Below are 26,747 nucleotides of genomic sequence, written 5' to 3'. Positions count from 1 at the left end.
TGCACACCCCATTGACCGGGTGATCGCAGCCCCCTAGCCTCCGTCCTCATATGTAGACGCCGTCTTTGTATGAGGATGAATCTATGCCGCTCGTGGTGGTCGCGATCAGCGTCCTCGTCCTGCTCCTCCTGATGACGAAGCTGAGGCTCAACGGCTTCGCCGCCCTGCTCCTGGTCGCCGTGGGTGTAGCCCTGGTCCGGGGCATGGCCCTTGAGGAGATTCCGGACGTCCTCTCCGAGGGGATCGGGGACCAGATCGGCGACACCATGCTGACCATCGGCCTCGGTGCCATGGTCGGCCGCGTGATGGGGGACTCCGGCGCCGCCCAGCGGATCGCGGACCGGCTGCTGGAGATCTGCGGCCCGCGCGGGGTCCAGGTCGCCATGGTGCTCACCGCGATGCTCATCGGCGTGACGATGTTCTACGAGGTCGCCTTCGTCATCATCGTGCCGATCGCCTTCACCCTGGTCCGCGTCACCCGGTCGAACCTGCTCTGGGTGGGCCTGCCGATGTCGATCGCCCTGTCCACCATGCACAGCTTCCTGCCACCGCATCCTGGCCCCACCGCGGTCGCCGCCACCTTCCACGCCTCCGTCGGACTGACCCTGTTCTACGGCCTGTTCATCGCCGTACCGGCCGGCGCGCTGGTCGCCCTGGTGTGGCCGCGCCTGCCGTTCGTCCGGCGGATGAACCCCGACATCCCCAAGGGCCTGGTCAGCGACCGGGTCTTCGAGGACGAGGAGATGCCCGGCACGGGCTGGTCGCTGGCGGTGGCCCTGCTGCCCGTGGTGCTGATCGCCGGAGCCGCGGTCACCGACCTCGCCGCCGACGGCGACTCCCCGGTCCTGCACTTCGTCGCCTTCATCGGCTCCGCGCCGATCGCCCTGCTGCTCACCCTGCTCGTCGCCGTCTGGGCCTTCGGGCCGCGCATGGGCCGCAGCCTCGCCGAGGTCAGCACCTCCTGCAAGGAGGCCGCCCAGGCGATGGCGATGATCCTGCTGGTGATCGGCGCGGGCGGCGCCTTCAAGAACGTCCTCGTCGAGGGCGGGATATCCGACTACATCAAGGACTCGACCGACGGCTGGTCCGTCTCGCCGATCGTCCTGGCCTGGCTGATCGCGGTCATCCTCCGGGTGGCCCTCGGCTCCGCGACCGTCGCCGTGGTCACCGCCTCCGGCGTGGCCCTGCCGCTGCTCGCGGGCAGCGGAGTGCACGCCGAGGTGATGGTTCTCGCTGTCTCCTGCGGCTCGATCGCCTTCTCGCACGTCAACGACCCGGGCTTCTGGATGTTCAAGGAGTACTTCAACCTGTCCGTCATCGACGCGATCAAGGCCCGCACCACCTACACCACGGTGCTGGCGATCCTCGGTCTGGGCGGTGTACTGGTCCTGGAACAGGTACTGGACGCCCTGAAGGTCTGACCCCCCAACCCACCAGAAGGACACCGCCCCGCGATGAGCCAGCCCGTCGTCACCAAGTTCTCCGTCTACCCGGTCGCCGGCCGCGACTCCATGCTCCTCAACCTCTCCGGCGCCCACGCCCCGTACTTCACCCGCAACGTCGTCGTCCTGGAGGACTCGCAGGGCCGCACCGGCCTGGGCGAGGTCCCGGGCGGCGAGGGCATCACCCGCACCCTGCGCGACGCCGAGCACCTGGTCGTGGGCGCCCGCGTCGGCGACTACAAGCGCGTCCTGCGCACGGTCCACGACACCTTCGCCGACCGGGACTCCGGCGGGCGCGGCGCCCAGACCTTCGACCTGCGGACGACCGTGCACGCCGTCACCGCCGTCGAGTCGGCGCTCCTCGACCTGCTCGGCCAGCACCTTGAAGTCCCCGTCGCCGCCCTGCTGGGCGACGGCAGACAGCGCGACACCGTACGGGTCCTGGGCTACCTCTTCTACGTCGGCGACCCGGACCGCACCGACCTCGACTACGTTCGTGAACCCGACGCCGACGTCGACTGGTACCGGGTCCGCCGTACGGAGGCGCTGACCCCCGAGGCGATCGTCCGCCAGGCCGAGGCCGCCTACGACCACTACGGCTTCCGGGACTTCAAGCTCAAGGGCGGTGTCCTGCCGGGCAGCGAGGAGGTGAAGGCCGTACAGGCGCTCAAGGAGCGGTTCTCCGAGGCCAGGATCACCCTCGACCCGAACGGTGCCTGGTCCCTGCGGGAGGCCGTCGAGCTGTGCCGCCCGCTCGTCGGGACGCTCGCCTACGCCGAGGACCCGTGCGGGGCGGAGGACGGTTACTCGGGACGCGAGATCCTCGCCGAGTTCCGCCGGGCCACCGGTCTGCCCACCGCGACCAACATGGTCGCCACGGACTGGCGGCAGCTGACCCACGCGCTGGCCCTCCAGTCGGTCTCCATCCCGCTCGCCGACCCGCACTTCTGGACCATGCAGGGCTCGGTGCGGGTCGCCCAGCTGTGCCACGCCATGGGGCTGACCTGGGGCTGCCACTCCAACAACCACTTCGACATCTCCCTGGCGATGATGGCCCACTGCGGCGCGGCGGCCCCGGGCGAGTACAACGCCCTCGACACCCACTGGATCTGGCAGGAGGGCCTGGAACGCCTCACCGTCGAACCGCCCCGCATCACCGGCGGCGAGGTCGCCGTCCCGGACGTGCCGGGCCTCGGAGTCCGCCTCGACCGGGACCGGCTCCTCGCGGCCCACGAGTTGTACCGCGAGAAGGCGCTGTCGGGGCGCGACGACGCGGTGGGCATGCGGTACCTCGTCAAGGACTGGACGTTCGACGCGAAGCGGCCGTGTCTCGTGCGGTGAGGCGGGGGAGGGCAAGCGTGCCGTGCCCCGGGGCTGTTCCTGAGTCGTTGACATGCTCAAGTCGACTCATTAGCATCCGGGAACCCTGAAAGCGCTTTCCCCCAAGGCGTGTTCAGGCCTTTGCACCCCCACACGCGACGGCTCACCCCCCCGCAGGAGGACCCCCACATGAGCCCCCAGCCCACAGAGTCCGCACAGCGCGCTGAACTCACCGAGCGCCGCACCACCGCCCCCTGGCGCAACAAGGCCCTGGTCGCGACCCTCGCCGCCGCCCTCCTGGCGGCCCCCGGCATCGCCCAGGCCGCTCCGCCCGCCCCGCCCGCCGCTCCGCCCGCCGCGTCGGCCGCCCAGGAACAGGTCGCCGCAGCCACCGTCACCTGGACCCTGGAGCGGGCGAGCAACCCGACCGCGGACCAGCAGGCGGCGTACACCCTCATCACCTCGGCCATGAACGCCGCGGTGTCCCGCTACAACAACCTCAGCGATCTGGGGAAGTCCATCACCGTCCGCTACGACACGAGCGTGCCCACCGCGGACGGCAGCATCAACGGGACGATCCGCTTCGGCGCCAACCGCAGCTACATGACCGAGCGGACCGCGCTGCACGAGATCGCCCACACCATCGGCGTGGGCACGAGCGGGGGCTGGTCCTCCCTCGGCGGCAGCGGCACCTGGACCGGGGCTCAGGCGACCGCGCTGGTGCGGCAGTTCGACGGCTCGTCGGCCAAACTGTCCACCGGCGGCGGGCACTTCTGGCCCTACGGACTGAACTACGAGAACGAGTTCTCCAGCACGGCGGCCGACCGCCACGTGCGGATCGTCGCCGCCATGGTGCGTGACGGTTTGTGATCCCGGCGGTTGGTGTCCGGGGGCGGAAAACCGCCCCCGGACACGGTGTTCGAGCGCAAGTACGGCCCTTCCAGGGAAGGGCCCTTGTTGTCCCGCACATCACCCGCGCGCACTGGGAGCTCCCTTGGACGTCCACGACACGCAAGACAACTCCTGGCCCGGCCCCCTCTCCCGCCGCAGATTCCTCCAGGCCGCCGGCGTCTCGGCCACCGTCACCGCGGTCGGCGTCCCGCCCGCCGTCGCCGACCCGACGACCGCGACCACCCTCTCCCTGACCGCCGCCACCGGCGGTTCCGCGACCCTCTCCCCGGCGGTGGACCGCCTGGTCGCCGAGATCCAGAACGTGCTCTGGTCCGTTCCGCGCGGGGGCGGCGCGGCCACGGCCCTCACCTCGCCAGGACTCGAACCCACCCGCCCGCAGTTCTCGCCCGACGGCAGCCGGCTCGTCGTGTGCGCCTACCGCGGCGGCGGCTTCCACCTCTGGACCCTGCGCCCCGACGGCAGCGACCTGCGCCGGCTCACCGACGGCCCCTGGGACGACCGCGGCCCCGCCTGGTCGCCGGACGGCACCCGGATCGCCTTCGCCTCCGAGCGCGGCGGCGACACCGTGACCGGCAGCCCGTACGGCATCTGGACCGTCGACGTACGGAACGGCGAACTCCGCAGGCTCACCGACGGCACCTGGGAGGACTTCGACCCCACCTGGTCGGCCGACGGCGAGCGGGTGCTGTTCGTGCGCGCCACTGTCACCCCGACCGGCACCCTGCGCGCCGACACCATCGCCTCGGTGCCCGCCGACGGCTCAGGACCGGTCACCGTCGAGCACCGCGACGACTCCGGCGCCCAGCTCATGACCCCGGCCGTGGCACCCGACGGCCGCCTCGCCTACCTGCGCACCACACCCGCGCCCACCGCCTCCTGCACCCTCGTCGTGGCCGGGGCACCGGTCGCCGTCGACGGTGACGTCCTCCCGGCACCGCCCCGCTGGACCGACGGCGACCGGCTGCTGCTCGCGGTGAACGGGCACTTCCGCGTCATCGACCCCGAGGCGCCCGCGGCGGGGGAGGAGATCGCGTTCACGGCGACGATGCCGCTCGACCGGCCCCGCTACCGGAGCAAGGCCTACGACTTCGACGGCTTCGGCACCCGGCCCGTGCGCTCCCTGCACCTGCCCGCCCTCGCGCCCGACGGCCGCAGCGTCGCCTTCGCCGCGCTCAACGCCCTGTGGACGGCCGGCACGGAAGGCGGCCACAAGCCCCGGAAGATCCTCCAGGTCCCGCCCACCCGCTATGTGTCGGGCCCGGCCTGGACCCCGGACGGCAAGGGCCTGGTGTACGCCGACGACCGCGACGGACTCTTCGCCGTACGACGCCGGGACCTCGACACCGGCCACGAGACCCTGCTCGCCCCGGGCGGCCGGGTCTTCCCCGCCCTCTCGCCCGACGGAACCCGGCTGGCCTGTCTCGACATGTCCGGCAACCTCGTCGTGCGCGACCTGCCCGACGGCGCCGAACGCACCCTCGCCGCCCCGCTCGGCGCGGGCGGACTGCCCGGCCGCCCCAGCTGGTCGCCCGACGGACGGTACGTCGCCCTGTGCGACCGCAACCGTCTCAACCAGCGCTTCCGCGAGGGCTACAACCTCATCCGGGTCGTCGACACCACCACCGGAACCGCCGCCCTGCACGCCCTCGCCCCGCACACCTCCCTCGCCGACCGCTACGACTCGGGCCCGGTCTGGTCGCCGGACGGCCGCTGGATGGCCGTGATCGCCGAATCGGCCCTGTGGCTGCTCCCGGTCCGCGCCGACGGCACCCCCGACGGGGAACCGCGCCGGCTCACCACCGACCCCGCGGACCACCCCTCCTGGTCCGCCGACTCCCGCACCCTCCTCCACCTCTCCGCGGGCGCCCTGCGCCTGCTCGACATCCGCAGCGGCAAGTCCCGTACCGTCCGGGTGCCGTTGGACTACCGCCGCCCGCGCCCCGCCGACACCGTCGTGCACGCCGGCCGGTTCTGGGACGGCACCGGCCCCGGCGTCCGCGAGGACATCGATGTCCTGATCCGTGACGGCCGGATCGCGGAGGTGGTCCCGCACCGCGGCGACCGCCCGGCCGCACACCGGGTCGACGCGAGCGACCGCACCGTGCTGCCGGGACTGTGGGACGCGCACACCCACCCCTGGCAGACGACCTACGGCGGACGCCAGACCGCGCTCCAACTCGCCTACGGCATCACGACCGCCGTCTCCCTGGGCGGCTTCGCCTACGAACAGGCCCGCATCCGCGAGGCGGTCACCGCGGGCGCGCTCGCCGGACCGCGACTGCTGGCCACCGGCGAACTCCTCGACGGCGCCCGTGTCGCCTACAGCATGGGCCGCGCCCACCGCACCCCCGAGGGACTTCGCCGGTCACTGGCGCGCGGGGCGGCACTGGACTGGGACTTCGTGAAGACGTACGTCCGCGCCCCGGGCTGGATCATGAATGAGGCCGCCGACTTCGCCCACGAACGGCTCGGCGTGCGCAGCGGAAGTCACCTCTGCACTCCCGGTGTTCAGCTCGGCCAGGATCTGACGACCCATCTCCAGGCCACGCAGCGACTGGAGTTCGGGCACGCGACCACCGCCACGGGCCGCTCCTACGAGGACGTCGAGCAGATCTACACCGAGGCGGGCTTCCACCTCGTCGCCACCCCATTCACGGCCCTCGCCCTGCTGGGCGCGGACGCGGCGCTCGCGGAGGACCCACGGGTCACCACGCTCATGCCGCCGTGGGACACCGCACTGGTCCGGCAGCAGGCCGGGCTGCCGCCCACCGCCGACCAACTCACCACACTCGACCGTGAGTTGGCCATCTACCGGCGCATCCTGGCCGAGGGCGGACTCGTCGCCCTCGGCACCGACCAGCCGCTCGTGCCGGTCGGCCTGCATCTCCACCTGGCCCTGCGCGCACTGCACCGCGGGGGACTCACGCCGGCCGAGGCACTGCGCACCGCCACCCTGCTGCCCGCCCGCGCCTTCGGAGCCGACGCCGACCTCGGCACCCTGGAGGAGGGCAAGCTCGCCGACCTGACGATCGTGGACGGCGACCCCTTCACCGACTTCGACACCCTCGTCCGCACGACGGCGGTACTGCGCGGGGGAGTGCTGTTCGAGCAGAAGGACCTCGTGGACGCGTTCGCCCCCACGAGCCGCCGGAGAGCCGACTCGGGCGAGGAGTGGTTGGAGGTGAGCCGGCACATGCGGCGCGAAGGCTGCTGCGACCCGGCGACCGCCCTCTGAGCGAGCAGCCGCGAGGCAGGTCCGACGGCGGGGAGCCCACGGGCCCTCGGAGCTGACCTGTCCGGTCCGGTGGCGCTCCCGCGACCAAGGGGCCGCCACCGGACCTCAGCCGTTGTACACGTTCCGTGAGCGGCGGGTCGCACACCGCCCCGGTGCTGCCCGCTGACTGTCCGGGGCGCCCCCGAGGTGGGACGCTGGGACGAGAGAGGCAGCCGCCGAGGGCACTCGGGAGGACCCGATGGGACGTGACGTGCCGGCCCTGGTGTTCACGCGGGAGGACCGCCGCCGGTACCGGGACAAGATGCACACCTGCCTCGACGTCCTCGCGCAGATGCTGCGCGAGTCGGGCTTCGAGAGCGAGCGGCCGCAGGTCGGGCTGGAGATCGAACTCAACCTGGTGGACGGGGACGGGCTCCCCGCGATGCGGAACACCGAAGTGCTCCAGGCGATCGCCGACCCGGCCTGGGCGACCGAACTGGGCCGCTTCAACCTGGAGATCAACATCCCGCCCCGCGGGCTCACCTCCGGCGGCCCCGGCTCCTGGGAGCGCGAGATCCGCGACGCCCTCAACCACGCCGAGGAACGCGCCGCGGCGGTCGGCACCCACCTGATCATGGTCGGCATCCTGCCGACGCTCGGGGAGGCGGACGTCGGCGAATCCTCCCTGTCCGGCGACCCGCGCTACCGGCTGCTCAACGAGCAGATCTTCGCGGCGCGCGGCGAGGACCTGCGCATCAAGGTGGACGGCGTGGACCGGCTCGCGATGTACGCCGACGCCATCACCCCCGAGGCCGCCTGCACCAGCACGCAGTTCCATCTCCAGGTCGACCCGAAGGAGTTCGCCGACTACTGGAACGCGGCACAGGCTGTCGCGGGCGTCCAGATCGCCCTCGCGGCCAACTCGCCCTTCCTGTTCGGCAGGGAGCTGTGGCGCGAGACCCGCATCCCCCTCTTCGAGCAGGCCACCGACACCCGCCCCCAGGAGATCAAGGCACAGGGAGTACGGCCCCGGGTGTGGTTCGGGGAGCGCTGGATCACCAGCGTCTTCGACCTGTTCGAGGAGAACGTGCGCTATTTCCCCGCGCTTCTGCCGATCTGCGACGAAGAGGACCCCCAGCGCGCCCTCGACGGCGGCGGAGTACCGGAACTCGGCGAACTGACCCTGCACAACGGCACGATCTACCGCTGGAACCGGCCCGTCTACGCCGTCACCGACAGCGGCCCGCACCTGCGCATCGAGAACCGCGTCCTGCCCGCCGGACCCACCGTCGCCGACACCATCGCCAACGGCGCCTTCTACTACGGCCTGACCCGCGCCCTCGTCGACGACGACCGCCCGGTGTGGACCCGGATGTCCTTCTCGGTCGCCGAGGAGAACCTCCACACCGCCGCCCGCGACGGCATCGACGCCCGCCTGTACTGGCCGGGCGTCGGCGAAGTGCCGGTCACGGAACTGGTGTTGCGCCGTCTGCTGCCCCTCGCCCACCACGGCCTGGAGCTGGCCGGCATGGACGCCGAGTGGCGCGAACCCCTGCTCGGCGTCATCGAGCAGCGCTGCGTCACCGCCCGCAACGGCGCCGTGTGGCAGGCGGAGACGGTGCACCACCTGGAGAAGGCCGGAGTCTCCGACCGCCAGGAGGCGCTACGCCGGATGACGTTGGCGTACCGGGACTACATGCACCTCAACGCGCCCGCGCACACCTGGCCCGTGGACTGATCACCGCCACTCCTCCCGAGGCGTCAGCGGCACCGGGGCCGGCCGCCGCACCGACGTCGACAGCTCGATCCGCCGCCCCTCGGCCGACGAACGCAGCAGCGCCGTCATCGTCTCCAGTACGTGCAGGGCGAGTTCACCGCTCGCACGCGGTGCCCGGTCGCCGTCGGCCGCCACGAAGTCGAGCAGCCCGACGCCCCGCGCGGCACCGGCGTACCCGGCCGACGGAGGCAGTGTGCGCCACTCGGTCCCGCCGAGTTCGAGGAGCCGTACGTCTCCGTCGAAGGTGTTCGGGTCCGGGACCGTCAGGGTTCCCGTCTCGCCGTGCACCTCGATCGGCGCGGCCGTGGTGGCCACGCCGTCGAAGCTCGTCGTGAGCGTCGTCAGGGCGCCGCCCTCGTGTTCGAGCACCCCGGAGACATGGCTGTCCACCTCGACGGGGATCCGCTCGCCCGCGCGCGGACCCGAGCCGATGACCCGCTCGGACCGCAGCCGGCTCGACGCCCCGATCACGGCCCGCACCGGGCCCAGCAGATGCACCAGGGAGGACAGGTAGTACGGCCCCATGTCCAGCAGCGGGCCGCCGCCGGGGACGTAGTAGAAGTCGGGGTGCGGATGCCAGCGTTCGTGGCCCGGGGTGACCATGACCGCCGAGGCGAACAGGGGGCGGCCGACGGACCCGGCCTCCACCGCGGCCCGGGCCGTCTGGACCCCGGTGCCCAGAACCGTGTCCGGGGCGCAGCCCACCCGCACCGCCGCCTTCGCCGCCGCCTCCAACACCGCGTGGGCGTCGGTGAGTTCGGCCGCCAGCGGCTTCTCGCCGTAGACGTGCTTGCCGTGGGCGACGGCACCGAGGGCGATCTCGGCGTGCGCCGCGGGGACGGTGAGGTTCAGGACGGTGTCCACGTCCGGGTCGCTCAGCAGCTCCGCCACGGACAGCGCCCGCACGCCCGGCAGTTCGGCGGCCACCGCCGCCGACCGGGAGGCGTCGAGGTCGGCGACCGCCGTGACACGTACGGCGGTTCGGCCGACCAGCGTGTCCAGGTAGGCGCGCGAGATGACGCCCAGCCCTACGACGCCGACGCGGTGCGGCTCGCCCACAGCATGCCCCTCTCGATCACGGTACGGACGTTCGGGTTCTCCAGCACGTCGAGGCTGTGCCCCGGGGTCGTCACCACGACACGACCCGCGCCCCATCGGCGCGTCCACACCGCGGGCGAGGTGACGGGCCGGTGCCAGGGCTGCCAGGGCCGGGTGGGATGCGTGGTGGTGGCCAGGACGTCGATCAGGTCGTCGTGGAGCACCCAGTACTGCTCGGTGTGCAGCTCGAAGTCCTCCACGCCCGCGGTGATCGGGTGCGTGCGGCCGAGGTCGGTGATCCGGACGACGTGCGGAAGGAAGTTGTCCTCCGCGCCTCCCTGACGTTCGCACGGCTCCTTGCCCGGGTGGGTCGCGAACTGGCCGCCCACCAGGTGGAGATAGTCGGAGGAGGCCCGGAACGAGTCGGCGATCCCGCCGTGCCAGCCGGTGAAGCCGGTCCCCGCCTCGACCGCCGACCTGAGTCCGGCCAGCTGCTCGCGGGTGATCTCCGACATGGTCACGCACTGCACGACCAGATCCGTGGCGGCCAGCTCGTCGGCGTCGGCGTAGACGTCGGTCGACTCCTCGACGCGGACGTCGAAGCCGTTGCTGTCGAGGAAGGGCACGAACAGCTCCGTGGCCTTGACCGGCTCGTGTCCCTCCCAACCGCCTCGGACGACCAGGGCTTTCTTCCGTGTCATCGTGTTCCTTCGTGGGACGGACAGGTGTTCCTGGGGGAAATCCCCCAGGTGAGTCGGAGGAAATCCACGTTCCGGCGACCGGTCCACGTTCGTAGGTTCGATCGCATGAGGTCAACCACCAGGAAGCAGTCATGATCGAAGCCCGCGGACTCACCAAACGCTACGGAGACACCGTCGCCGTCGACGGACTCGGCTTCGAGGTCCGGCCCGGCGCGGTCACCGGATTCCTCGGCCCCAACGGGTCCGGGAAGTCCACCACCATGCGCATGATCATGGGCCTGGACCGCCCCGACACCGGCACCGCCCATGTCAACGGCAAGCCCTACCGGGAGCTGCGTCGGCCCCTGTGCGAGGTCGGCGCCCTGCTGGAGGCCCGCACCTATCACCCGGGCCGCAGCGCGCGCAGCCACCTCGCCGCGCTCGCCGCCGCGAACGGCATCCCCCGCACCCGGGTGACCACCGTCCTCGGCACCGTCGGCCTCACCGACGTGGCCCGCAAACGGACCGGCGGCTTCTCGCTCGGCATGTCCCAGCGCCTCGGCATCGCCGCCGCGCTGCTCGGCGACCCGGCCGTGCTCCTCTTCGACGAACCCGTCAACGGCCTCGACCCGGAGGGCGTGCGCTGGATCCGCACCCTGATGAGATCCCTCGCCGCCGAGGGCCGGACCGTCCTGCTCTCCAGCCACCTGATCAGCGAAATGGCCCTCACCGCCGACCACTTGATCGTGATCGGCCGAGGCAGGCTCCTCGCGGACACCAGCGTCGCCGAACTCACCGCGGGCGGACGCTCGTTGGAGGAGGCGTTCTTCGAACTGACCGGAGACAGCGCGGAGTACCGGGGCACCGCACCCGCCCACCGGAGGAGGCAGCCATGACGGCCGTGCCGGGACACTACCGGTTCACCCATGTGGCACACATGGAGTGGATCAAGCTGCGCAGCCTGCGCTCGACGCTGTGGGCGCTGCTCGCCACCGTCGCCGGGATGATCGCCATCGGCGTCCTCACCATGGCCAACACCAAGGCGCCCGGCGCGGCACAGGCCGACACCTTCGACCCCGTGAACAACCTCCTCGCGGGCGTCGCCCTCGGCCAGCTGATCGTCGGCGTGCTGGGCGTCCTCGCGGTCACCGGCGAGTACTCCTCGGGCGCCATCCGCTCCACCCTGGCCGCGGTCCCGAACCGGCCCCTGCTGCTCACCGCCAAGGCCGGAGTCCTCGGGCTCGTCACGCTCGCCGTCGGAGAGGCGATCACCTTCGTCACCTTCTTCGTCGGACGGCTCGCCCTCGACCCGGAGGTGGCACGGCCCGCCCTGGGCGACCCCGGGGTACTGCGCGCGGTGGTGCTCTCCGGCGCGTATCCCGCCCTGGTCGGGCTGATCGGCGTCGCGATCGGGGCGGTCGTACGGCACACGGCGGCGGCCATGGGGACGCTGGTCGTAGTGCTGTACGTCGCGCCGGCCGCGCTGGCCGGGCTGACGGGGACGACGGTCGCGAAGTTCTTTCCCACCATGATCGCCGGGAACTCGCTGGCCGTGTCCAAGCCGGTCGCCGACTGCCTCTCGCCGTGGGTGGGGTTCGCGGTGCTGTGCGGGTACGTGGCGGCGGCGCTGGCCGCGGGCGGCTGGTTGCTGGTGCGGCGCGATGCGTGAGGACTCGGCCGGGACGGGCGCGATGCGCGAGCACCCCACCGGCCCTCCGTTTCCCCGCCCCTCGTCCGAAATGGACACTGGAACCATGCGCGACACAGCGGCGGCGGCGAGGTCGGTCCTCCGCGGCCCCCTCACCGCCCGGGCCTGGGCGGAGACCCTGTACTGCCTGGCCGGCTTTCCCGTCGCGCTGGCCGGATTCCTCCTGGTCGTCGTGGCTCTCGCCCTCGGCACCGGGTACACCCTCTCCCTCCTCGGCGCCGTCCTCGGGTTGCTGCTGATCGCCGGGGCGCTCGCCCTCGCGCGGGGACTCGCGGTGGTGCACCGGGGGCTGGCGAAGGGACTGCTGGGGGAGACCGTACGGACGCCGATGCGGCAGAAGCCGACGGGCGGGGCGTTCGCCCGGCTGGACGCCCGGCTGCGGGACGCGACCGGCTGGCGGTCGGTGGCGTACGTGCTGGTGAAGCTGCCGGTCGCGGCGCTCGGCCTGTACGCGGTCCTGTGGTGGGCCGCCGGACTGGCCAACCTCACCGCGCCCCTGCGCTGGGCCGTCCTCGGCCGACGTGACATCCCGACCCTCAATCCGATCCCGGTGGGCGGCGGCGCACCCCACGGCACCACCTTCGCCGGAACCCTCGTGACAGCCGCCCTCGGCGTGGCCGTCCTGCTGGTCGCGCCCTGGCTCACCCGGGGTGTCGTCACCGTGGACCGGTACGTCCTGCGGGCCCTGCTCGGCCCGGGCGCGCTGGCCGAGCGGGTGCGGGACCTGGAGGAGACCCGCGCTCTCGCCGTCGACGACTCCGCGGCGCTGCTCCGCCGCCTGGAGCGCGATCTGCACGACGGGGCACAGGTCAGGCTCGTCGCGCTCGCCATGAGCCTCGACATGGTCAGGGAACGCCTGGGCCCGGACGGCGACGCCCGGGTGCGGAAACTGGTCGAGTCCGCGCACCTCAACGCCACCGAGGCCCTCGCCGAGCTCCGCGACCTCGCCCGCGGCATCCACCCGCCCGTCCTCGACGACGGACTGCCCGACGCGCTCGCCACCCTGGCCGCACGCAGCGCCGTCCCCGTCGAACTGTCCGTGGAGGTCCCCGAACGGCCCACCCCGGCCATCGAGACGATCGCCTACTTCTGCGCCGCCGAACTCCTCACCAACGTCATCAAGCACAGCGGTGCCGACCGCGCGGTCGTCGGCGTGACGCAGTCGGACGGGGTGCTGCGGCTGCGCGTCACCGACGACGGGAGGGGCGGCGCCGAGACGGGCATCGGCAGCGGGCTCACCGGGCTGACCCAGCGCGTCCGTACGGTCGACGGCACCCTGGACATCAGCAGTCCCGTCGGCGGTCCCACGGCCGTGACCGTGTCGCTGCCCCTGCACGCGTGAGTACGGCATCGGCCGCACGGCCCGTGAGAGCATGCCGCCCATGCGCATCGTGATCGCCGAGGACGCCGCCGTGCTGCGGGAGTTGCTCGCCCAGATGCTGACCGAGCGCGGCCACGAGGTGTGCGCGGCCGTCGGCGACGCCGAGGCGCTGAAGGCGGCCGTGGCCGAGCACCGGCCCGACGTCACCGTCGTCGACATCCGGATGCCGCCCACCCACACCGACGAGGGACTGCGCGCCGCGATCGACATCAGGGAACGGCAGCCGGGCACCGGGGTGCTGCTCTTCTCGCAGTACGTCGAGACGAAGTACGCCACCAGGCTGCTCGCCGCCGGTTCCGCGGGCGTCGGCTACCTCCTCAAGAACCGGGTGGCCAACGTCGCCGAGTTCACCGAGGCGTTGGCCAGGGTCGCGGCCGGGGGCACCGCCCTCGACCCCGAGGTGGTGACCCAGCTGGCCGGTGCGGGAAGGCGCCGGGCGGACCTGGACACCCTCACGGAACGCGAGCGGGACGTACTGGCGCTGATGGCGGAGGGCCGCTCCAACGCGGCCATCGCCCAGGCGCTGACGGTCTCGGCCGGAACCGTCGAGAAGCACATCGCGGCCGTCTTCGCCAAGCTGGGCCTGCCGACCTCCGAGGACGCGAACCGGAGAGTGCTGGCGGTTCTGCGCCATCTGGGTGCCTGAACTCCGGCTCCGGGCACGCGATTTCGCCAACCCGGAGATTGGTATGGACCTGTCAATCGTCTCCCGCTAGGCTCTGCCGCGCCACACCACTGAGAGCGCTCTCAGAGAACACTGCCGTCCCGTTGGAACAACGAAGGGCAATCTCCATGAGACGCACCCGAATCATGCGCGCGGGCCTCGCCGTGCTCCTCCTGCTCGGCGCGGGCGCCACCGCGAGCACCGTCCCCGCCGGCGCCGACGAGAAGGCACCCGCATCCGCGGGCGTCCTCACCGCGATGCAGCGGGACTTCGGCCTCTCGCGCGAGGGGGCCGTGGCCAGGCTCGCCGCCGAGAAGAAGGCCACGGCCCTGGAGCCCGCGGTCCGCCGGACCGCCGGTGCCTCGTACGGCGGCTCCTGGTTCGACGCCGCCGACAACACACTGACCGTCGCCGTCACCCCCGACACCCCCGCCACCGCCCTCCGCGAGATACGCGCCACCGGCGCCATCGTCCGCACGGTCGCCCACAGCGCCCGCGAACTCGACGCCGCCCAGGCCAGGATCGACCGACTCCCCGCCCCGGCCGCCGTCAGCAGCTGGCACGTGGACGTCAAGGCGAGCACGGTCGTCGTGAACGTCGTCAAGGGCAAGCAGCGTGACAACGATGTCCGGGCGTTCGTCGCCCGCGCCCGCCAGGCCGGCCCGGTCACCGTGCGGGAAGTGGCCGCCGCACCCACGACCTTCGCCGCGGGCACCGTCGGCGGCGACCCCTACTACACCGGCAACGTCCGCTGCTCCATCGGCTTCTCGGTCTACGGCGGCTTCGTCACCGCCGGCCACTGCGACCAGCACACCGGCAGCGTCTACGGCTGGGACCGCAGCTACGTCGGCAACTTCCAGGGCTCGTCCTTCCCGGGCGACGACTACGCCTGGGTCAACGTCGGCAGCGGCTGGTGGACCGTCCCGGTCGTGCTCGGCTGGGGCACCGTCTCCGACCAGCTGGTCCGTGGCTCGAACGTGGCGCCCGTCGGCTCCTCCGTCTGCCGCTCGGGCTCGACCACCCACTGGCACTGCGGCACGGTCCTCGCCATGAACGAGACCGTCAACTACAGCCAGGGCGCGGTCTACCAGATGACCAAGACCAACGTCTGCGCCGAGGGCGGTGACTCCGGCGGCTCGTTCATCAGCGGCGACCAGGCCCAGGGCGTCACCTCCGGCGGCTGGGGCAACTGCTCCAGCGGCGGCGAGACCTGGTTCCAGCCCATCAACGAGATCCTCAACCGCTATGGCCTGACCCTGCACACCTACTGAGCCGGCGAGGTGTGGGTCCGGCATATGTGCCAGACCCACACTCCGGTCAGGACACGTCGGCCACCGAGAACACTCCGGGCCCGCTGACCCCGTACAGCACGTCCCCCACCAGCAGCGGTGGAACCCCGCTCGGTGACAGTTCCTCGAAGGAGCGGCCCGCGGTGTCGAAGGACGGGTCGGTGCGGCTGATCTCCTTGCCCGTCCTCGGGTCGAGCGCCAGGATGCTGGTGTCCGGCATCGTGACGTACAACCGGCCCTCGTAGTAGGCCGGTTCACTGAAGATCCGCAGATCCCGCGAGCTGGACCACAGCGGCTTGCCCCGCTTCACGTCGTAGGCGAGCAGGGTCTCGTTGCCGTAGTCGAAGATGTACATGGTGTCGCCCTGCACCAGTGGCGGCGCCTCCGGCTCGACGCTCCACGGGAAGTCGATCCGGCGGGTCCTGCCGCTGGTGAGGTCCTGGACGACGAAGTCGGCGGAGACACCGCTGTCGTTCTCCCAGCGCGCGTAGTACGCCGTGCCGTCGTGGACCGTGGCCAGCCACAGGCCGTCGTCCGGTGCCGTCACCTTGCCCAGTGTTCTGCCGGTGCGGGCGTCGAGGCGGGCGATGCCACCGGCACCGCCGCGCAGATCGGCGTAGAGGGTGCCCTTGGGTCCCTCGTAGAACGGGCTCACCGAGCTGGAGGTCAGCTCGTGGCGCCACAACTCCTTGCCCGTGCGCGGCTCGTAGGCCGCGTAGCGTGCCGTGTCGGAGTCGCCGAGCTTGTCCAGGTGCACGAGCAGCACTCCGCTCAGGGAGTGGAACTCGCCCAGTGGACCCGGGAGTTGCCACAGCCGCTCGCCGGTCCGCGCGTCGAACGCCTCGATCCCCTCGGAGCGGTCGGTGCTGTTGGTGAACACCACGCCGTCATGGACGACGGGCTCGCGCACCGAGAAGCCGCTGACCTGCTTGCGGCTCATGGGCTTCGTCCAGTCCACGGCGCCCGTGGCCGGGTCGAGACGCGTCAGCGCGACCTGCTCGGAGGTGCAGAAGACGCCGAGGGCGTCCGGGGTGCACGACGAGCCGATCGACATCTGCGTGCCGTCGCCGTCCGCTGTGAGCGCGCGGTGCCAGGGCTGCCAGCCCGCCGATGCCCCGCCGCCGGACGCCGACTCCCGGGCGAGCGCGTCGTACGACTCGACCGAGGGCGCCGGTTCGTCGGTCACCACGGCGAACGCGGCGGCCCCGATGCCGAGGACGGCCACGCTCGCGGCCACGGCGACCCACAGCACCTTGCGGCGGCGCTTGGGCTCGGCCTGGCGGGCGTTCGGGGTCAGCGCCATCGTCTGCTCCGAGGCGACGGCCACCGGTGTCCGGGACGGCTCGACCACGGGCTCGTCGGCCGGCTCGCCTGCGGTCAGGTCCTCCGGCAGATCCGCCAGCGCCGCGAGCACCTCGCTCGACGTCGGCCGGTCCGCGGGCTCCTTCGCCAGACAGGCCGAGACCAACGGGAGGAGCGGCGCGGGCAGTTGGCCCAGCTCGGGCTCGCCGTGCACGGTGTTGTACGCGGCCAGGTAGGCGTTCTCCGCCTCGAACGGGCTGTGCGCGGTGGCCGCGTACACCAGCACCGCGCCCAGCGAGAAGACGTCCACCGCGGAGCCGACCTCGTGCGGGCTGCTGAACTGCTCCGGCGCCATGAACGGCGGCGAGCCCATCACCATGCCGGTCTGGGTGCGCACATCACTGTCGGCCGCCCGCGAGATACCGAAGTCGATGACCCGTACGGCCCCGTCGTCGCCCCCGCCCTCCAGCAGGAGCACATTGCTCGGCTTGAGGTCCCGGTGCACGACCTCCGCGCGGTGGATCTCCCGCAGCGCCTCGGCGAGTTCGGTGCCGAGGCGGCGCAGCGCGGGCCAGTCCAGCGGGCCCGATGCTTCGACCCGCTGGGACAGCGTGGAGCCCGGGACGAACGCGGTCGCCATCCACGGCCGTGCCGCCTCAGCGTCGGCGTCCACGACCGGTGCGGTGAACGCCCCGCTGACCCGCCGCGCGGCCGCGATCTCCTGCCGGAACCTGGCCCGGAACTCCACGTCGTCGGCGTACCGCGTGTGGACGACCTTGACGGCCACGGCCCGACCGGAGGCCGACCTGGCGAGATAGACGACCCCCATGCCGCCGGTGCCGATCCGCGATTCGATCCGGTAGCCGCCGACAGACTCCGGGTCGTTCTCGCGCAGGGTCACCGTGGCTCCTCCACCGGCACCGGCCCAGGAGGCCGCGGTCCGGACGCTTCTGACAGGGACCCCTCACTCTAGAGGGGCACCGGTCCGAAGGGGACGCCGATCCCGGCCTGCTACGGGCCGGAACCCGGCCGCATCACCGTCCGCATGCGGAACGCAAGGGGTCAATCCCGGCACCTGGCCCTATTCTGGGGAGGCATGGAGGGGGCTCGGGGCAGGAGTGCGTTCGGTGAAGTGCCGGAATCCGAGGGGTCGTTCGGTCCGCTCGTCGTCGCCGGACAGCCGATGTACCTGAGGGCCGCACAGGTCGAACTGCCCCCGGAGAACCCCGATCCCACGGTGCTGCCGTCGATCGCCTTGCTCGGACGCGGCTGGATGCCAGGCGGTGTTCCCGAGCAACTGCCTCTGCCTCCGGGCCAGTTGCTCGCCGGGCAGTACCGGCTGATCCGGCCGCTCGGCTACGGCGGCATGGGTGAGGTCTACCTCGCGCTCGACACCAAGGTCGACGACCGCGAGGTCGCCATCAAGATCCTCCACCCCGACCAGGCGGCGGCCGCCGCGGGTGCCCTGGCCAGGGAGCGGCGGGCCCTGGTCGACCTCGGCCACCATGACATCATCCGGGTCTTCAACTACGGCCATCACCCCGAGGTCGGCGACTTCCTGGTCCTCCAGTACGTGGACGGACTCACCCTTGAGGAGGTCAGGGCGCGGGCCGAGCTGAACCCCGGCGAGTTCGGCGGCCGACGCTTCCACGAGTTCGTGCTCGCCTACGGGGTGCGCGTCCTGTCCGCCCTCGCCTATCTGCACGCCGACCGGCCCGGCAAGGTCTACGGCGACCTCAAGCCGGACAACGTCATGCACGACGGCACCACCACGAAGATCATCGACGTGGGGAGCGTACGGCCCGTCGGCGCACCGGGGATGACCACGGACGGCTACCGCGCGCCGACCGTGGGCCGCAACGGCGAATCCCGGGGGCAGGACGACCTGTTCAGCCTGGGGGAGACCCTGCGCAAACTGAGCGGACTCGGCACCTCCGCCCAGGACCTGGCCCGCCTGGGGGACCTCGGGATGCTGGGCGTGGACGGCGTGGACGGCGTGGACGGCGTGGACGGCGTGGACGGCGTGGACGGCGTGGACGGCGTGGAGGGTACGGATGCCCCGGAGGGTGCGGCTGGCGTGGGCGGCGCGGAAGCCGCGGGATCCGCCGAAGCCGCAGGATCCGCCGACGTCACAGCGGCACCGCCCGCCGCCCACGGACCGCCGCCCGAAAAGGAAACCTGGTCCCCCGACGACGCCACCGCCCCCACCCCCCACGGCCTGGGTCTCCTCTCCCTCGCCCGTGTCCTGCACCGCGCCACCCTGAGCGAACCCGCCGGACGGTTCGCCGACGCACGCGAGATGGACGAACAACTGCGGGGCGTCTTCAGAGAGTTGAGATCGCTGCGCACCGGCACCGAGACCTTCGAACCGTCCCCGCTCTTCCTCCAGTCCGCCTACGCCCTCGACGGCGCCCTCGGCTCCGCACCACCCCTGGCCCACTGGACCGCCCCCGACGCCCCGGCCCCCTTCGCGCCGCCCTCGCCCGCGGAGGTCGCCCAGCGTCTGCCCGTCCCGCGCCCCGACCCCCACGACGAGCACCACGCCGAACTGAGCAGACTGGCCGACGCCGCCCCCGAGGCCCTGCTCCAGCACATCGGCGACTGGCGGGACTCCACCGAGGTCCATCTGCTGCGCTTCCGGCTGCGGTTGCGCAACCCGGCGGACGGCCCCGAGGCCGCCGCCCGCGAACTGCGGGCCGCCGAGGCGCGGATCGGGCCCGGGCGCGCCCCGTACGACTGGCGGCTGGACTGGCACCACGGACTGCTCGCCCTCGCCCGGGACCAAGTCGACGCCGCCTGGCGGTACTTCGACCGGGTGTACGCGGCGATCCCCGGCGAGTACGCGCCCAAGCTCGCCCTCGGCCACTGCGCGGAACGCCTCGACCGCCGCCACGAGGCCCTCACGTTCTACGAGGCGGTCCGGCTGCGCAACCCCTCCCTGGGCAGTGCGGCCTTCGGCGCCGCCCGCGCCCGGCTCGCCCTGGACGGTGAGCGGGCGCGCGAGGAGGCCGTACGCGAACTCGACGCCGTACCGCAGCACTCACGGCACCGGACCGCCGCGCGGACGGCCGCCGTGCGGATCGGGATCGTGTACGCGCGCACCACGGAGCGCGCCGACGAGGTGCCGCGACGGCTGCGCGAGGTGCTGGAACGTCTCGCGCTGCTCTTCCACGCGCACGGCCTGACCGACGAGGAGGCCAGGGTGCGGATGACCGTGGAGGCGTGGGAGGCCGTCCAGGGAGCCCTCGCGCGTGGCGCCCTCGACGCGGCCGGTCTCGCGGCCCTGTCCACCGGCGCCGATCCCCGGCTCGGGCTGCCGGCCGACGAACACGGTCTGCGCGCGGACCTGTCCCGCCGCTATGTCACCCTCGCCCACCAGGCCGCCCGCTCCGCCGTCCCCGAGGACGCGGCCGTCGCCGAGATCCTCCTGGACCGCGCCTACGAGGTCCGCCCGCTCGCCTTCCGACACCACAGGGACAGCCCATGGCTCGGCAAGAGAGTCGCCGACTGGCTCCGCACGGCCGCCCGCGCGCCCTCGCACCGGACGCCCTCCGCCTCGCGCGGGCCGTCGCCGCCGTAGTCGCCGAACTCGGCCGCCGCGTCCGGCGTTACGCCTGGCCCGCCACCGCCGGGCGCCGCAACCGCGCCTATCTGCGGGACCGGCTCGTCGCGCTGCCCCTGCTCGCGGTGGTGGCGTTCGGGACGCTCGGCTGGGCGTACTCGGGCGTGCGCGGCGACTCCGCGTACCTCAGGCAGCGCGCGGCGCCCGCGCTGGTCGACCTCGCCGACGCCCGGGCCTCGCTGCTGATCGCGCAGGGCGAGGCCGAGCGGAACCTCGACGAGGGCCGGGCCGCCGAACTCAGCGGCCTGAGCGAGCGGTACCGGACCCGGATCGCCCGTGCCACCCAGAGCCTGAACCAGGTCACCCGCAGCGGTGCCCTCACGGTCGCCGAGGAACAGGAGCTGCGGGTGGTGTCCGCGCTGGTCGTCGACTACACCGGCTGGATCGGCCGGGCCCAGGGCCACGCCACCGACCCGGTCCTGCGCGACGCCGAACTGACCTACGCCCGCAGCATGTTGTGCTCGCAGACCGTCGCCGCGACCGTCCGGAACCCCTACCCGGCGTGCCCGGCGGCCACCGGTTCCGCGGCGACCTCGATCGTCGACCGGGTGACCGGCCTGGAGGGTCGACTGCGCGAGCGCCTCGCCGACCGGGCCGCCTGGGGCCCTGGCGCCATCGCCGCGTCGGTCGTCGCCGCCCTCGCCCTCGCGCTGCTCGCCGCGGGCCTGTGGCGCACGGTGGCCTTTCTGCGCAGCCGCTTCCGGATCCGCCTCAGCGTCCCCCTCGCTCTCGCCGCCCTGCCGCTGCTCGCCGTGCCCTTCCTGACCGCCGACGCCCTGCTCGCCCTGCACGCACAGCACGAGACCGTCCCCGTCGCCGACACCCTGGCCGAGCGGACCTCGCCGCGCACGGAGACGGTCGCCGAGGAACGCCCCTTCGCGGGTCCGGAGCCCGAGGCCATCGAGACGCTCCAGGCCCGGATCGACACCGGTCTCGAGGACGGCCGGCTCGCCTTCCTGGACGGTGTCGCCCCCTTCGTGTTCCCCACGGGACTCGCCACGGCGGCCCTCATCGCCGGTGCCCTGCACGCCTACCGCCGCGAATACCTCGCCGTCACCCGCCCGGGAGCCACCGCATGAGCCGCCTCGCGCGGGCCCTCCTCGCGGCCTGTCTGCTCGCCCTGGTCCCCGGCTGCGGCACGGACACCCGCGACCCGCTCGTCGTCCTCGGCCCCTGGACGGGGGAGGAGGGCAAGGCCTTCGAAGCCGCCCTCGACAGACTGGACGACGGCACGGGACGGACGTACACCTACGAAGGCACCCGCTCACTGCGCGAGACGCTCGTCTCACAGCTGGAGGCCGACGACCCGCCGGACGTGGCCGTTCTCAACAGCATCGGCGAGCTCACCGAGTACGCCCGCCGCGACAAGCTGCGGCCCCTCGCCGAGGAGACCGCCGAGCGCGCCTACCCGCCGTGGGCGCCGACCCTGCTCGTCGACAGCAGACGGCTCACCTACTGGGTGCCGCTGAAGATCGACCTCAAGAGCCTGGTGTGGAGCGAGAAGGGCACACCGGACGACCACCCCACCTGGTGCGTCGGGCTCGCCTCCCAGGCCACCTCGGGCTGGCCCGGCACCGACTGGATCGAGGACCTGGTGCTGCACCAGGCGGGCCCGGCCGTCTACAGCGAGTGGGCCACGGGCCGCCTCGACTGGCGCGACCCGGCCGTCGAGCGCGCCTGGACCACCTGGGCCCAGCTCCTCGGCAAGCGCTCCCCGGCGTCGGTCGAACGCTCCCTGACCACGTCGTTCGAGGGCTCCTCCGATCCTCAGGGCCGGCCCCGCGGGCTGCTCGACTCACCCGGCTTCGACTGCACGCACGAGCACCAGAGCGCCTTCATCCGGTACGTCTACTCCGGCGACGCCGTGACGGTGGAGCCGTCGGCCCGCTATCTGGACGGCCCGTCCGCGTACCGGGACGCCTTCGAGGTGGCGGGCGACATGGCCGCCGTCTTCAGCGACGACCCGGACGCCCAGGAACTCGTGGAGCGGCTGTCCAGCCCCGCCGGACGGGAACGCTGGCGCGCGGAGGCGGACCCCGCGGTACGGCCGCTTTTCCCGGACACGGCCGGGCTGTCGCCGTCGGCCCCCACGACCCCGCTCGAACGGGAGATCGACACCCTGCTCACCACCCGCGCCCGCACCCTCTGCTTCGACGCCTCCGACGTGATGCCGCCCGAACTCCGCGACGCCTTCCATCGCGCGGTCCTGGAGTTCTTCCGCGACCCGACCCGACGACAACTCACCTCACTGCTCCAGCAGTTGGAGACCATACGCACCCAGGTGAACGCCGACTCCGGCACCGACCGCACGTTCCGCCCGCCGGAGGACATCTGCGCACGGCCCGGCGGCTGAGCGCACCGCACCGATCCCGCCCCGGCCGCACCGATCCCGCCCCGGCCGCACCGATCCCGCCCCCACCGTGGCGCAGTCCGCGCTCGGCGGCCTCGGCTGACATGGTGGTGTCATGTGCTGGAGTGCGACAGCGGATCTCGTGGCAGGCGCGGCGATCACGTCCGTCGGAGTGGCCTGCGTGTCCCGGACCCGCCGCGCCGGGGACCTGCCCCTCGCGGCCCTGCCGTTGCTCCTGGGTGCCCACCAACTCGTCGAGGCCCACGTGTGGCACACCGGCGGGGGCACCGGGGCGGCCACCGTCGCCTGGGCCGTCATCGCCCTGCCCCTGCTGGCGGTATGGGTGCCCGTCGGCGTGTGGTGCGCCGTCTCCGGCCGGGCCGCGCGCCGGGCGGCGGTGTTCGTGGCGGTCGGCGCGGTGACCGCCGCCTTCCTCGCCCACGGCCTCGCCACCCGCCCCGTCCGCGCCGAGATCCGCGGTCACACCATGGCCTACGTCATCGGACTGCCCCGCGCCGAACTGCTCGTCGCGGGCTACCTGATCGCCACGGTCGGCGCGCTGCTGCTCTCCGGCGACCGCTGGCTGACGGCACTCGGCATGCTGGCGGGAGTAGGGGCCCTGGTGTGCTGGCTGTTGTGGCGACTGGAGTTCGTGTCGACCTGGTGTGCGCTGGCGGCGGTCTGCTCGGTCGTCCTGTACGGCTGGGTGAGCCGGCGCTCCCGGCCGGGGCGGGCCGCCCCGGCCTGAACCGCCGGGCACGGGCGAGGAGTTCAGCCGGGCGGCCGTCCTGAGCTTTCCCGGATCACCAGCTCCGGCACCGAGACGGGGTGCGGGGCGACCGCTGCCGACTCCTCCAGCACTCCGTGCAGCAGGGCGAACGCCGACCGGCCAAGACCCGTGAAGTCCAGCCGTACGGTCGTCAGGGACGGCATCAGATAGGCGGAGTGCGGGGCGTCGTCGAACCCGGCCACACTGACCTCGCCCGGCACCGAGCGGCCGGACTCGTGCAGGGCGCGCAGCACCCCGAGCGCGAGGTCGTCGTTGCCGCACAGGATCGCGGTGACGGCCGGGTCCCGCGCGAGCGCCAGGCCCGCCGCGTGCCCGCCGGCCGGGCCCCAACTCCCTTGCACGGGACGGGGTTCAGGAGCGCCCGCCTCCTTGAGGGCTCGGCGCCAGCCTGCGGTGCGGGCGCTGGTGCGGCGGGTGCTGGAGGGGATGGCGACGTAGTGCACGGTCCCGTGGCCCAGGGACAGCAGATGCCGGGTCGCCTCGTACGCGGCCTCGCGGTCGTCGGTCCACACCCACGGCTGGTCGCCGGTGGGCGGGCTCGCCGGGGTCTCGACCACGCCGACGACCGGCAGCCCGGCCGGTACGGACTCCAGAGCCCGGACCCCGGCCGGGTCGTAGGCGATCACGACGAGCCCGCCGCCCGTGTCCCCGGCCCGCCGCACCTCGGCGGTGACGGCGGCCTCGTCGGCCGACTCCAGGACGCCCACGCCCACCGAGTAGGCTGCCGCGCGCGCGGCCTCCTCGATGCCCTGGAGGATCGAGGCGTAGCCGTAGTGCGTGGTGTTCGCGGTCAGCACGGTCACGGCCCTGCTGCGGCCCCTGGCCAGCGCGAGCGCGGTGGCGTTGCGCCGGAAGCCCAGCTCGTCGATGACGGCGAGCACCCGCTCCCGCGTCGACTGCCTGACGCTCGGGTGGCCGTTGATCACCCGGGAGACGGTCTGGTAGGAGACCCCGGCGGCCGCGGCGACATCCCTGATGCTCGCCGGACCGCGGGTGTGACCGGTCACATTCATCTGTGGATTGTGTCCCGCGCGCGAGGGGGCGTCAAGAGAACATGACGGGCCTGCCCGCGGAGGAACCCGCCGACTCCGCAGGGGGCCGGCGGGCTCCGGTCGGCGTGCCCGCCTCAGCGGGGCTGGTACGCCCTGGGCAGTCGCATGCCACGCTCGGCCATGATCTGCCGTACGTAGTTCGGGTAGTCGGTGATGATGCCGTCCACGCCCATGTCCATCAGCGCCTCCACGGTGGCCGGGTCGTCACAGGTCCACGGGATGACCTTCAGGCCCCGGGCGTGGGCCTCGCGGACCATCGTGCGGTCGGGGTAGAAGCGGAAGCCGGGATCGCCGACCTTGCCGTTCTGCGGGAAACCGTAGTTGGGGGAGAGCGCCTTGACACCGGGGATCGTCGCGGCGGCCCTCACGAAGTCACCGCCGTAGTCGTCGGCGTCGATCCCGCCGAGCCAGGGGGAGGCGCCGGGCTGACCGACCTGGAGGAAGTCGTAGTTGGTCAGCGCGACCAGCGGCCACTTCGGGGCCAGTCGGTGCATCGCCTTCAGCGCGCCCCAGTCGAAGGACTGGATGGTCACCTGGTCCTCGATGCCCGAACGGTGGATCTCCTCATGGACCCGCCGCACGAACAGCCCTCGCGGCGCGGTCTGTTCGGGCGCGCCCGCCTCCACCTTCGTCTCGATGTTGAGCTTGACCTGCTTGGCGCCGTAGCTCTTGACCAGGTTCAGGACGTCCTTCAACTCGACCATCCGGAAGCCCTTGACCACCTCCTGGTCCGGGAAGCCCGGCAGTTGCCGGTAGCCGCAGTCCATCGTCCTGATCTGAGCCAGCGTCAGATCCTTGATGTACTTGCCGACATACGGGTACATCGGGTCGCCAGGCGTGACAGGGCCCGTGTCACGGCACTTGACCGCGCTGATCTGCCGGTCGTGGTTGACGACGACCTTGCGGTCCTTGGTGACATGGGTGTCCAGCTCCAGCGTGGACACCCCGAGGCGCATCGCCTTGCCGAACCCCTCCAGGGACTCCTCGGTCGTCATGCCGATGCCGCCGCGGTGCGCCTGGAGGTCGAAGTGCCGCTTCTGGGCGGGCGGTCGGCGGCCGTCGTACGCCGTCGCGGGCGCGGCGACCGAGAGCGCGAGCAACGGCGCCAGCGCCAGGCCGGCGAGGACATGTCTCGATGACATCGACACCTCACTCGTGTGGGTCGGGACTCGTGTGGGTCGGGCGGGTGGTCCGGGCGGGTGGGTCGGCCGATGGGCCGGGCGTGTGGGTCGGGCGTGTGGTTCGGGACGCCCACAGACGCTAGTGAGGACGCGGACCGGTTCAACCCCTCGGACGTGATCCCGCCGTGAATGTCCGGGGAACGCCGTCCCGGTCGGCCGAGTAGCGGTTCGGCCGGTGTCCTGCCGGTGTCCGGCCGAGCCGAGGCACGCCCGTCGGAGCCCGCCCCCTGACCTCCGCGGTCGACGTCAAGGCGTCGGGATCCCCGCCGGCCGGGCCGGACGGCCCAGGCGGACCGGGACGCCGGGGGAGTACAGGACGCTGACCGGGGCGTCGGTGAGCGCGGGCAGCCCGGCCGCGGTGACCAGGTCCTGATCGCAGGTGAGAAGCTCGGCGCGGTGCAGGGGCCAGCGCGGATGGTCGTTGGGGAGGAAGGCCAGCGGCTCGGGGCCGCCGAAGAAGGCGTTGTGCATGCCCCAGCGCGCGGTGAGGAAGTGCTCCAGCTCGGTGGGCTCCTCGACGCGCTCCCCGGTCCGTACGGTGATGCGGCTGTGGGCGCCGCGCGGGCCCGGCCAGCGCCGCGAGCTGGTGTAGGTCACGGTGTCACCGGCCGTGCGGACGCTCATCCGGGACCAGAGGTACGGCAGCCGGAAGCCGACGCGTCCCATCACCACCGGGATCAGCCGGGAGGCGTCCATGGAGCGGAACACCACCCCGCGCCGCCCGTGCGAGTCCACCGAGTACAGGCGCACATTGGTCTCCGGGAAGGTCCCGAGGTACGGCACCCCGGGCAGCCGCAGCCATCCGACCCGGTGCATCCGGAAGGCGACGAGGCCGACGTACGTCATCCCGTCGTGGGTGTCGGGCACCGTCCCGCGCGGCAACAGCCCTGCCACGGCGGCCGGTTCGACGGCCCAGTGCAGGAAGGCGAGATCGAGCCACCGCTGGGTGAGGAGAGGGGTCCGTATGAGGGCGGGGGCGTCCGGGGTGACGGGGGTGGGGTTCGGCACGGGGTCCAGGGTGCCAG

The 26,747-nt window shown here is 72.7% G+C and carries 20 protein-coding genes; 14 read left to right on the top strand and 6 right to left on the bottom strand.

All coding sequences use genetic code 11. The features are described from left to right. Nucleotides 1–83: 83 nt before the first annotated feature. From G3I78_RS06490 to G3I78_RS06470, 5 genes are all read left to right on the top strand, one after another. A complete protein-coding gene (locus tag G3I78_RS06490; RefSeq protein ID WP_164421816.1) occupies nt 84–1,421 on the top strand; it encodes a gluconate:H+ symporter in 1,338 nt (445 codons plus the stop codon). 33 nt (nt 1,422–1,454) lie between these two features. Beyond that, on the top strand, nt 1,455–2,783 hold the full coding sequence (locus G3I78_RS06485; RefSeq protein WP_164421815.1) for an enolase C-terminal domain-like protein: 1,329 nt from the start codon (nt 1,455–1,457) through the stop codon (nt 2,781–2,783). A gap of 168 nt (nt 2,784–2,951) precedes the next feature. After that, complete coding sequence (locus G3I78_RS06480; RefSeq protein WP_164421814.1) at nt 2,952–3,632, top strand: hypothetical protein; 681 nt, start codon at nt 2,952–2,954, stop codon at nt 3,630–3,632. A 124-nt stretch (nt 3,633–3,756) separates the two neighbouring features. After that, complete coding sequence (locus G3I78_RS06475; protein WP_164421813.1) at nt 3,757–6,909, top strand: amidohydrolase family protein; 3,153 nt, start codon at nt 3,757–3,759, stop codon at nt 6,907–6,909. A 238-nt stretch (nt 6,910–7,147) separates the two neighbouring features. Beyond that, the gene (locus G3I78_RS06470; RefSeq protein WP_164421812.1) at nt 7,148–8,626 is read left to right on the top strand and encodes a glutamate-cysteine ligase family protein; all 1,479 of its coding nucleotides are present in this window, start codon (nt 7,148–7,150) and stop codon (nt 8,624–8,626) included. Here the strand turns inward: G3I78_RS06470 and G3I78_RS06465 are convergent, their stop codons facing one another. Both G3I78_RS06465 and G3I78_RS06460 read right to left on the bottom strand, forming a co-directional pair. After that, a complete protein-coding gene (locus G3I78_RS06465) occupies nt 8,627–9,724 on the bottom strand; it encodes a Gfo/Idh/MocA family oxidoreductase (protein WP_164421811.1) in 1,098 nt (365 codons plus the stop codon). After that, nucleotides 9,694–10,404, bottom strand: a complete 711-nt coding sequence (locus G3I78_RS06460; RefSeq protein WP_164421810.1) for a ThuA domain-containing protein — start codon at nt 10,402–10,404, stop codon at nt 9,694–9,696. The genes G3I78_RS06465 and G3I78_RS06460 overlap by 31 nt, the downstream gene beginning before the upstream one ends. Before the next feature lie 131 nt (nt 10,405–10,535). Between G3I78_RS06460 and G3I78_RS06455 the strand changes: the two genes are divergently transcribed. From G3I78_RS06455 to G3I78_RS06435, 5 genes are all read left to right on the top strand, one after another. After that, entirely contained in the window at nt 10,536–11,279 is a 744-nt protein-coding gene (locus G3I78_RS06455; protein ID WP_164421809.1) for an ATP-binding cassette domain-containing protein, read from the top strand. After that, nucleotides 11,276–12,052, top strand: coding sequence for an ABC transporter permease (locus tag G3I78_RS06450; RefSeq protein ID WP_164421808.1), 777 nt, complete (start codon nt 11,276–11,278; stop codon nt 12,050–12,052). Before G3I78_RS06455 ends, G3I78_RS06450 begins: the two co-directional genes overlap by 4 nt. Before the next feature lie 85 nt (nt 12,053–12,137). After that, complete coding sequence (locus G3I78_RS06445; RefSeq protein WP_164421807.1) at nt 12,138–13,433, top strand: sensor histidine kinase; 1,296 nt, start codon at nt 12,138–12,140, stop codon at nt 13,431–13,433. A 40-nt stretch (nt 13,434–13,473) separates the two neighbouring features. Continuing rightward, nucleotides 13,474–14,118, top strand: a complete 645-nt coding sequence (locus tag G3I78_RS06440; protein WP_164421806.1) for a response regulator transcription factor — start codon at nt 13,474–13,476, stop codon at nt 14,116–14,118. A gap of 146 nt (nt 14,119–14,264) precedes the next feature. Continuing rightward, nucleotides 14,265–15,407 carry a S1 family peptidase gene (locus tag G3I78_RS06435; protein ID WP_164421805.1) on the top strand — a complete coding sequence of 381 codons (1,143 nt, stop codon included), beginning with the start codon at nt 14,265–14,267 and terminating at the stop codon, nt 15,405–15,407. Nucleotides 15,408–15,453: 46 nt separating this feature from the next. Here the strand turns inward: G3I78_RS06435 and G3I78_RS06430 are convergent, their stop codons facing one another. After that, nucleotides 15,454–17,628, bottom strand: coding sequence for a serine/threonine-protein kinase (locus G3I78_RS06430; RefSeq protein WP_164421804.1), 2,175 nt, complete (start codon nt 17,626–17,628; stop codon nt 15,454–15,456). 282 nt (nt 17,629–17,910) lie between these two features. Here G3I78_RS06430 and G3I78_RS06425 point away from each other — a divergent pair, with 282 nt between their 5' ends. The 4 genes from G3I78_RS06425 to G3I78_RS06410 all read left to right on the top strand — a co-directional run bounded on the left by G3I78_RS06425 (nt 17,911) and on the right by G3I78_RS06410 (nt 23,447). After that, entirely contained in the window at nt 17,911–20,307 is a 2,397-nt protein-coding gene (locus G3I78_RS06425) for a tetratricopeptide repeat protein (protein WP_164422121.1), read from the top strand. Then, nucleotides 20,211–21,428 (top strand): hypothetical protein, encoded by a 1,218-nt coding sequence (locus tag G3I78_RS06420; RefSeq protein ID WP_164421803.1) that lies wholly within the window; start codon nt 20,211–20,213, stop codon nt 21,426–21,428. Before G3I78_RS06425 ends, G3I78_RS06420 begins: the two co-directional genes overlap by 97 nt. Next, on the top strand, nt 21,425–22,702 hold the full coding sequence (locus G3I78_RS06415; RefSeq protein ID WP_164421802.1) for an extracellular solute-binding protein: 1,278 nt from the start codon (nt 21,425–21,427) through the stop codon (nt 22,700–22,702). Before G3I78_RS06420 ends, G3I78_RS06415 begins: the two co-directional genes overlap by 4 nt. Before the next feature lie 112 nt (nt 22,703–22,814). After that, nucleotides 22,815–23,447 carry a DUF6629 family protein gene (locus G3I78_RS06410; protein WP_164421801.1) on the top strand — a complete coding sequence of 211 codons (633 nt, stop codon included), beginning with the start codon at nt 22,815–22,817 and terminating at the stop codon, nt 23,445–23,447. A gap of 23 nt (nt 23,448–23,470) precedes the next feature. Here G3I78_RS06410 and G3I78_RS06405 read toward each other — a convergent pair whose 3' ends face one another. The 3 genes from G3I78_RS06405 to G3I78_RS06395 form a co-directional block, all read right to left on the bottom strand. Continuing rightward, entirely contained in the window at nt 23,471–24,502 is a 1,032-nt protein-coding gene (locus G3I78_RS06405; protein ID WP_164421800.1) for a LacI family DNA-binding transcriptional regulator, read from the bottom strand. A 113-nt stretch (nt 24,503–24,615) separates the two neighbouring features. Continuing rightward, nucleotides 24,616–25,683: a glycerophosphodiester phosphodiesterase family protein gene (locus G3I78_RS06400; protein ID WP_164421799.1), complete on the bottom strand. Its 1,068-nt coding sequence runs from the start codon at nt 25,681–25,683 to the stop codon at nt 24,616–24,618. Nucleotides 25,684–25,968: 285 nt separating this feature from the next. Beyond that, nucleotides 25,969–26,730 (bottom strand): DUF2071 domain-containing protein, encoded by a 762-nt coding sequence (locus G3I78_RS06395; RefSeq protein ID WP_164421798.1) that lies wholly within the window; start codon nt 26,728–26,730, stop codon nt 25,969–25,971. Nucleotides 26,731–26,747 lie beyond the last annotated feature (17 nt).

It is taken from the genome of Streptomyces sp. SID13726, from assembly GCF_010548375.1.
GTDB lineage: Bacteria > Actinomycetota > Actinomycetes > Streptomycetales > Streptomycetaceae > Streptomyces.
This window is presented reverse-complemented; position numbering and strand designations above follow the sequence as displayed.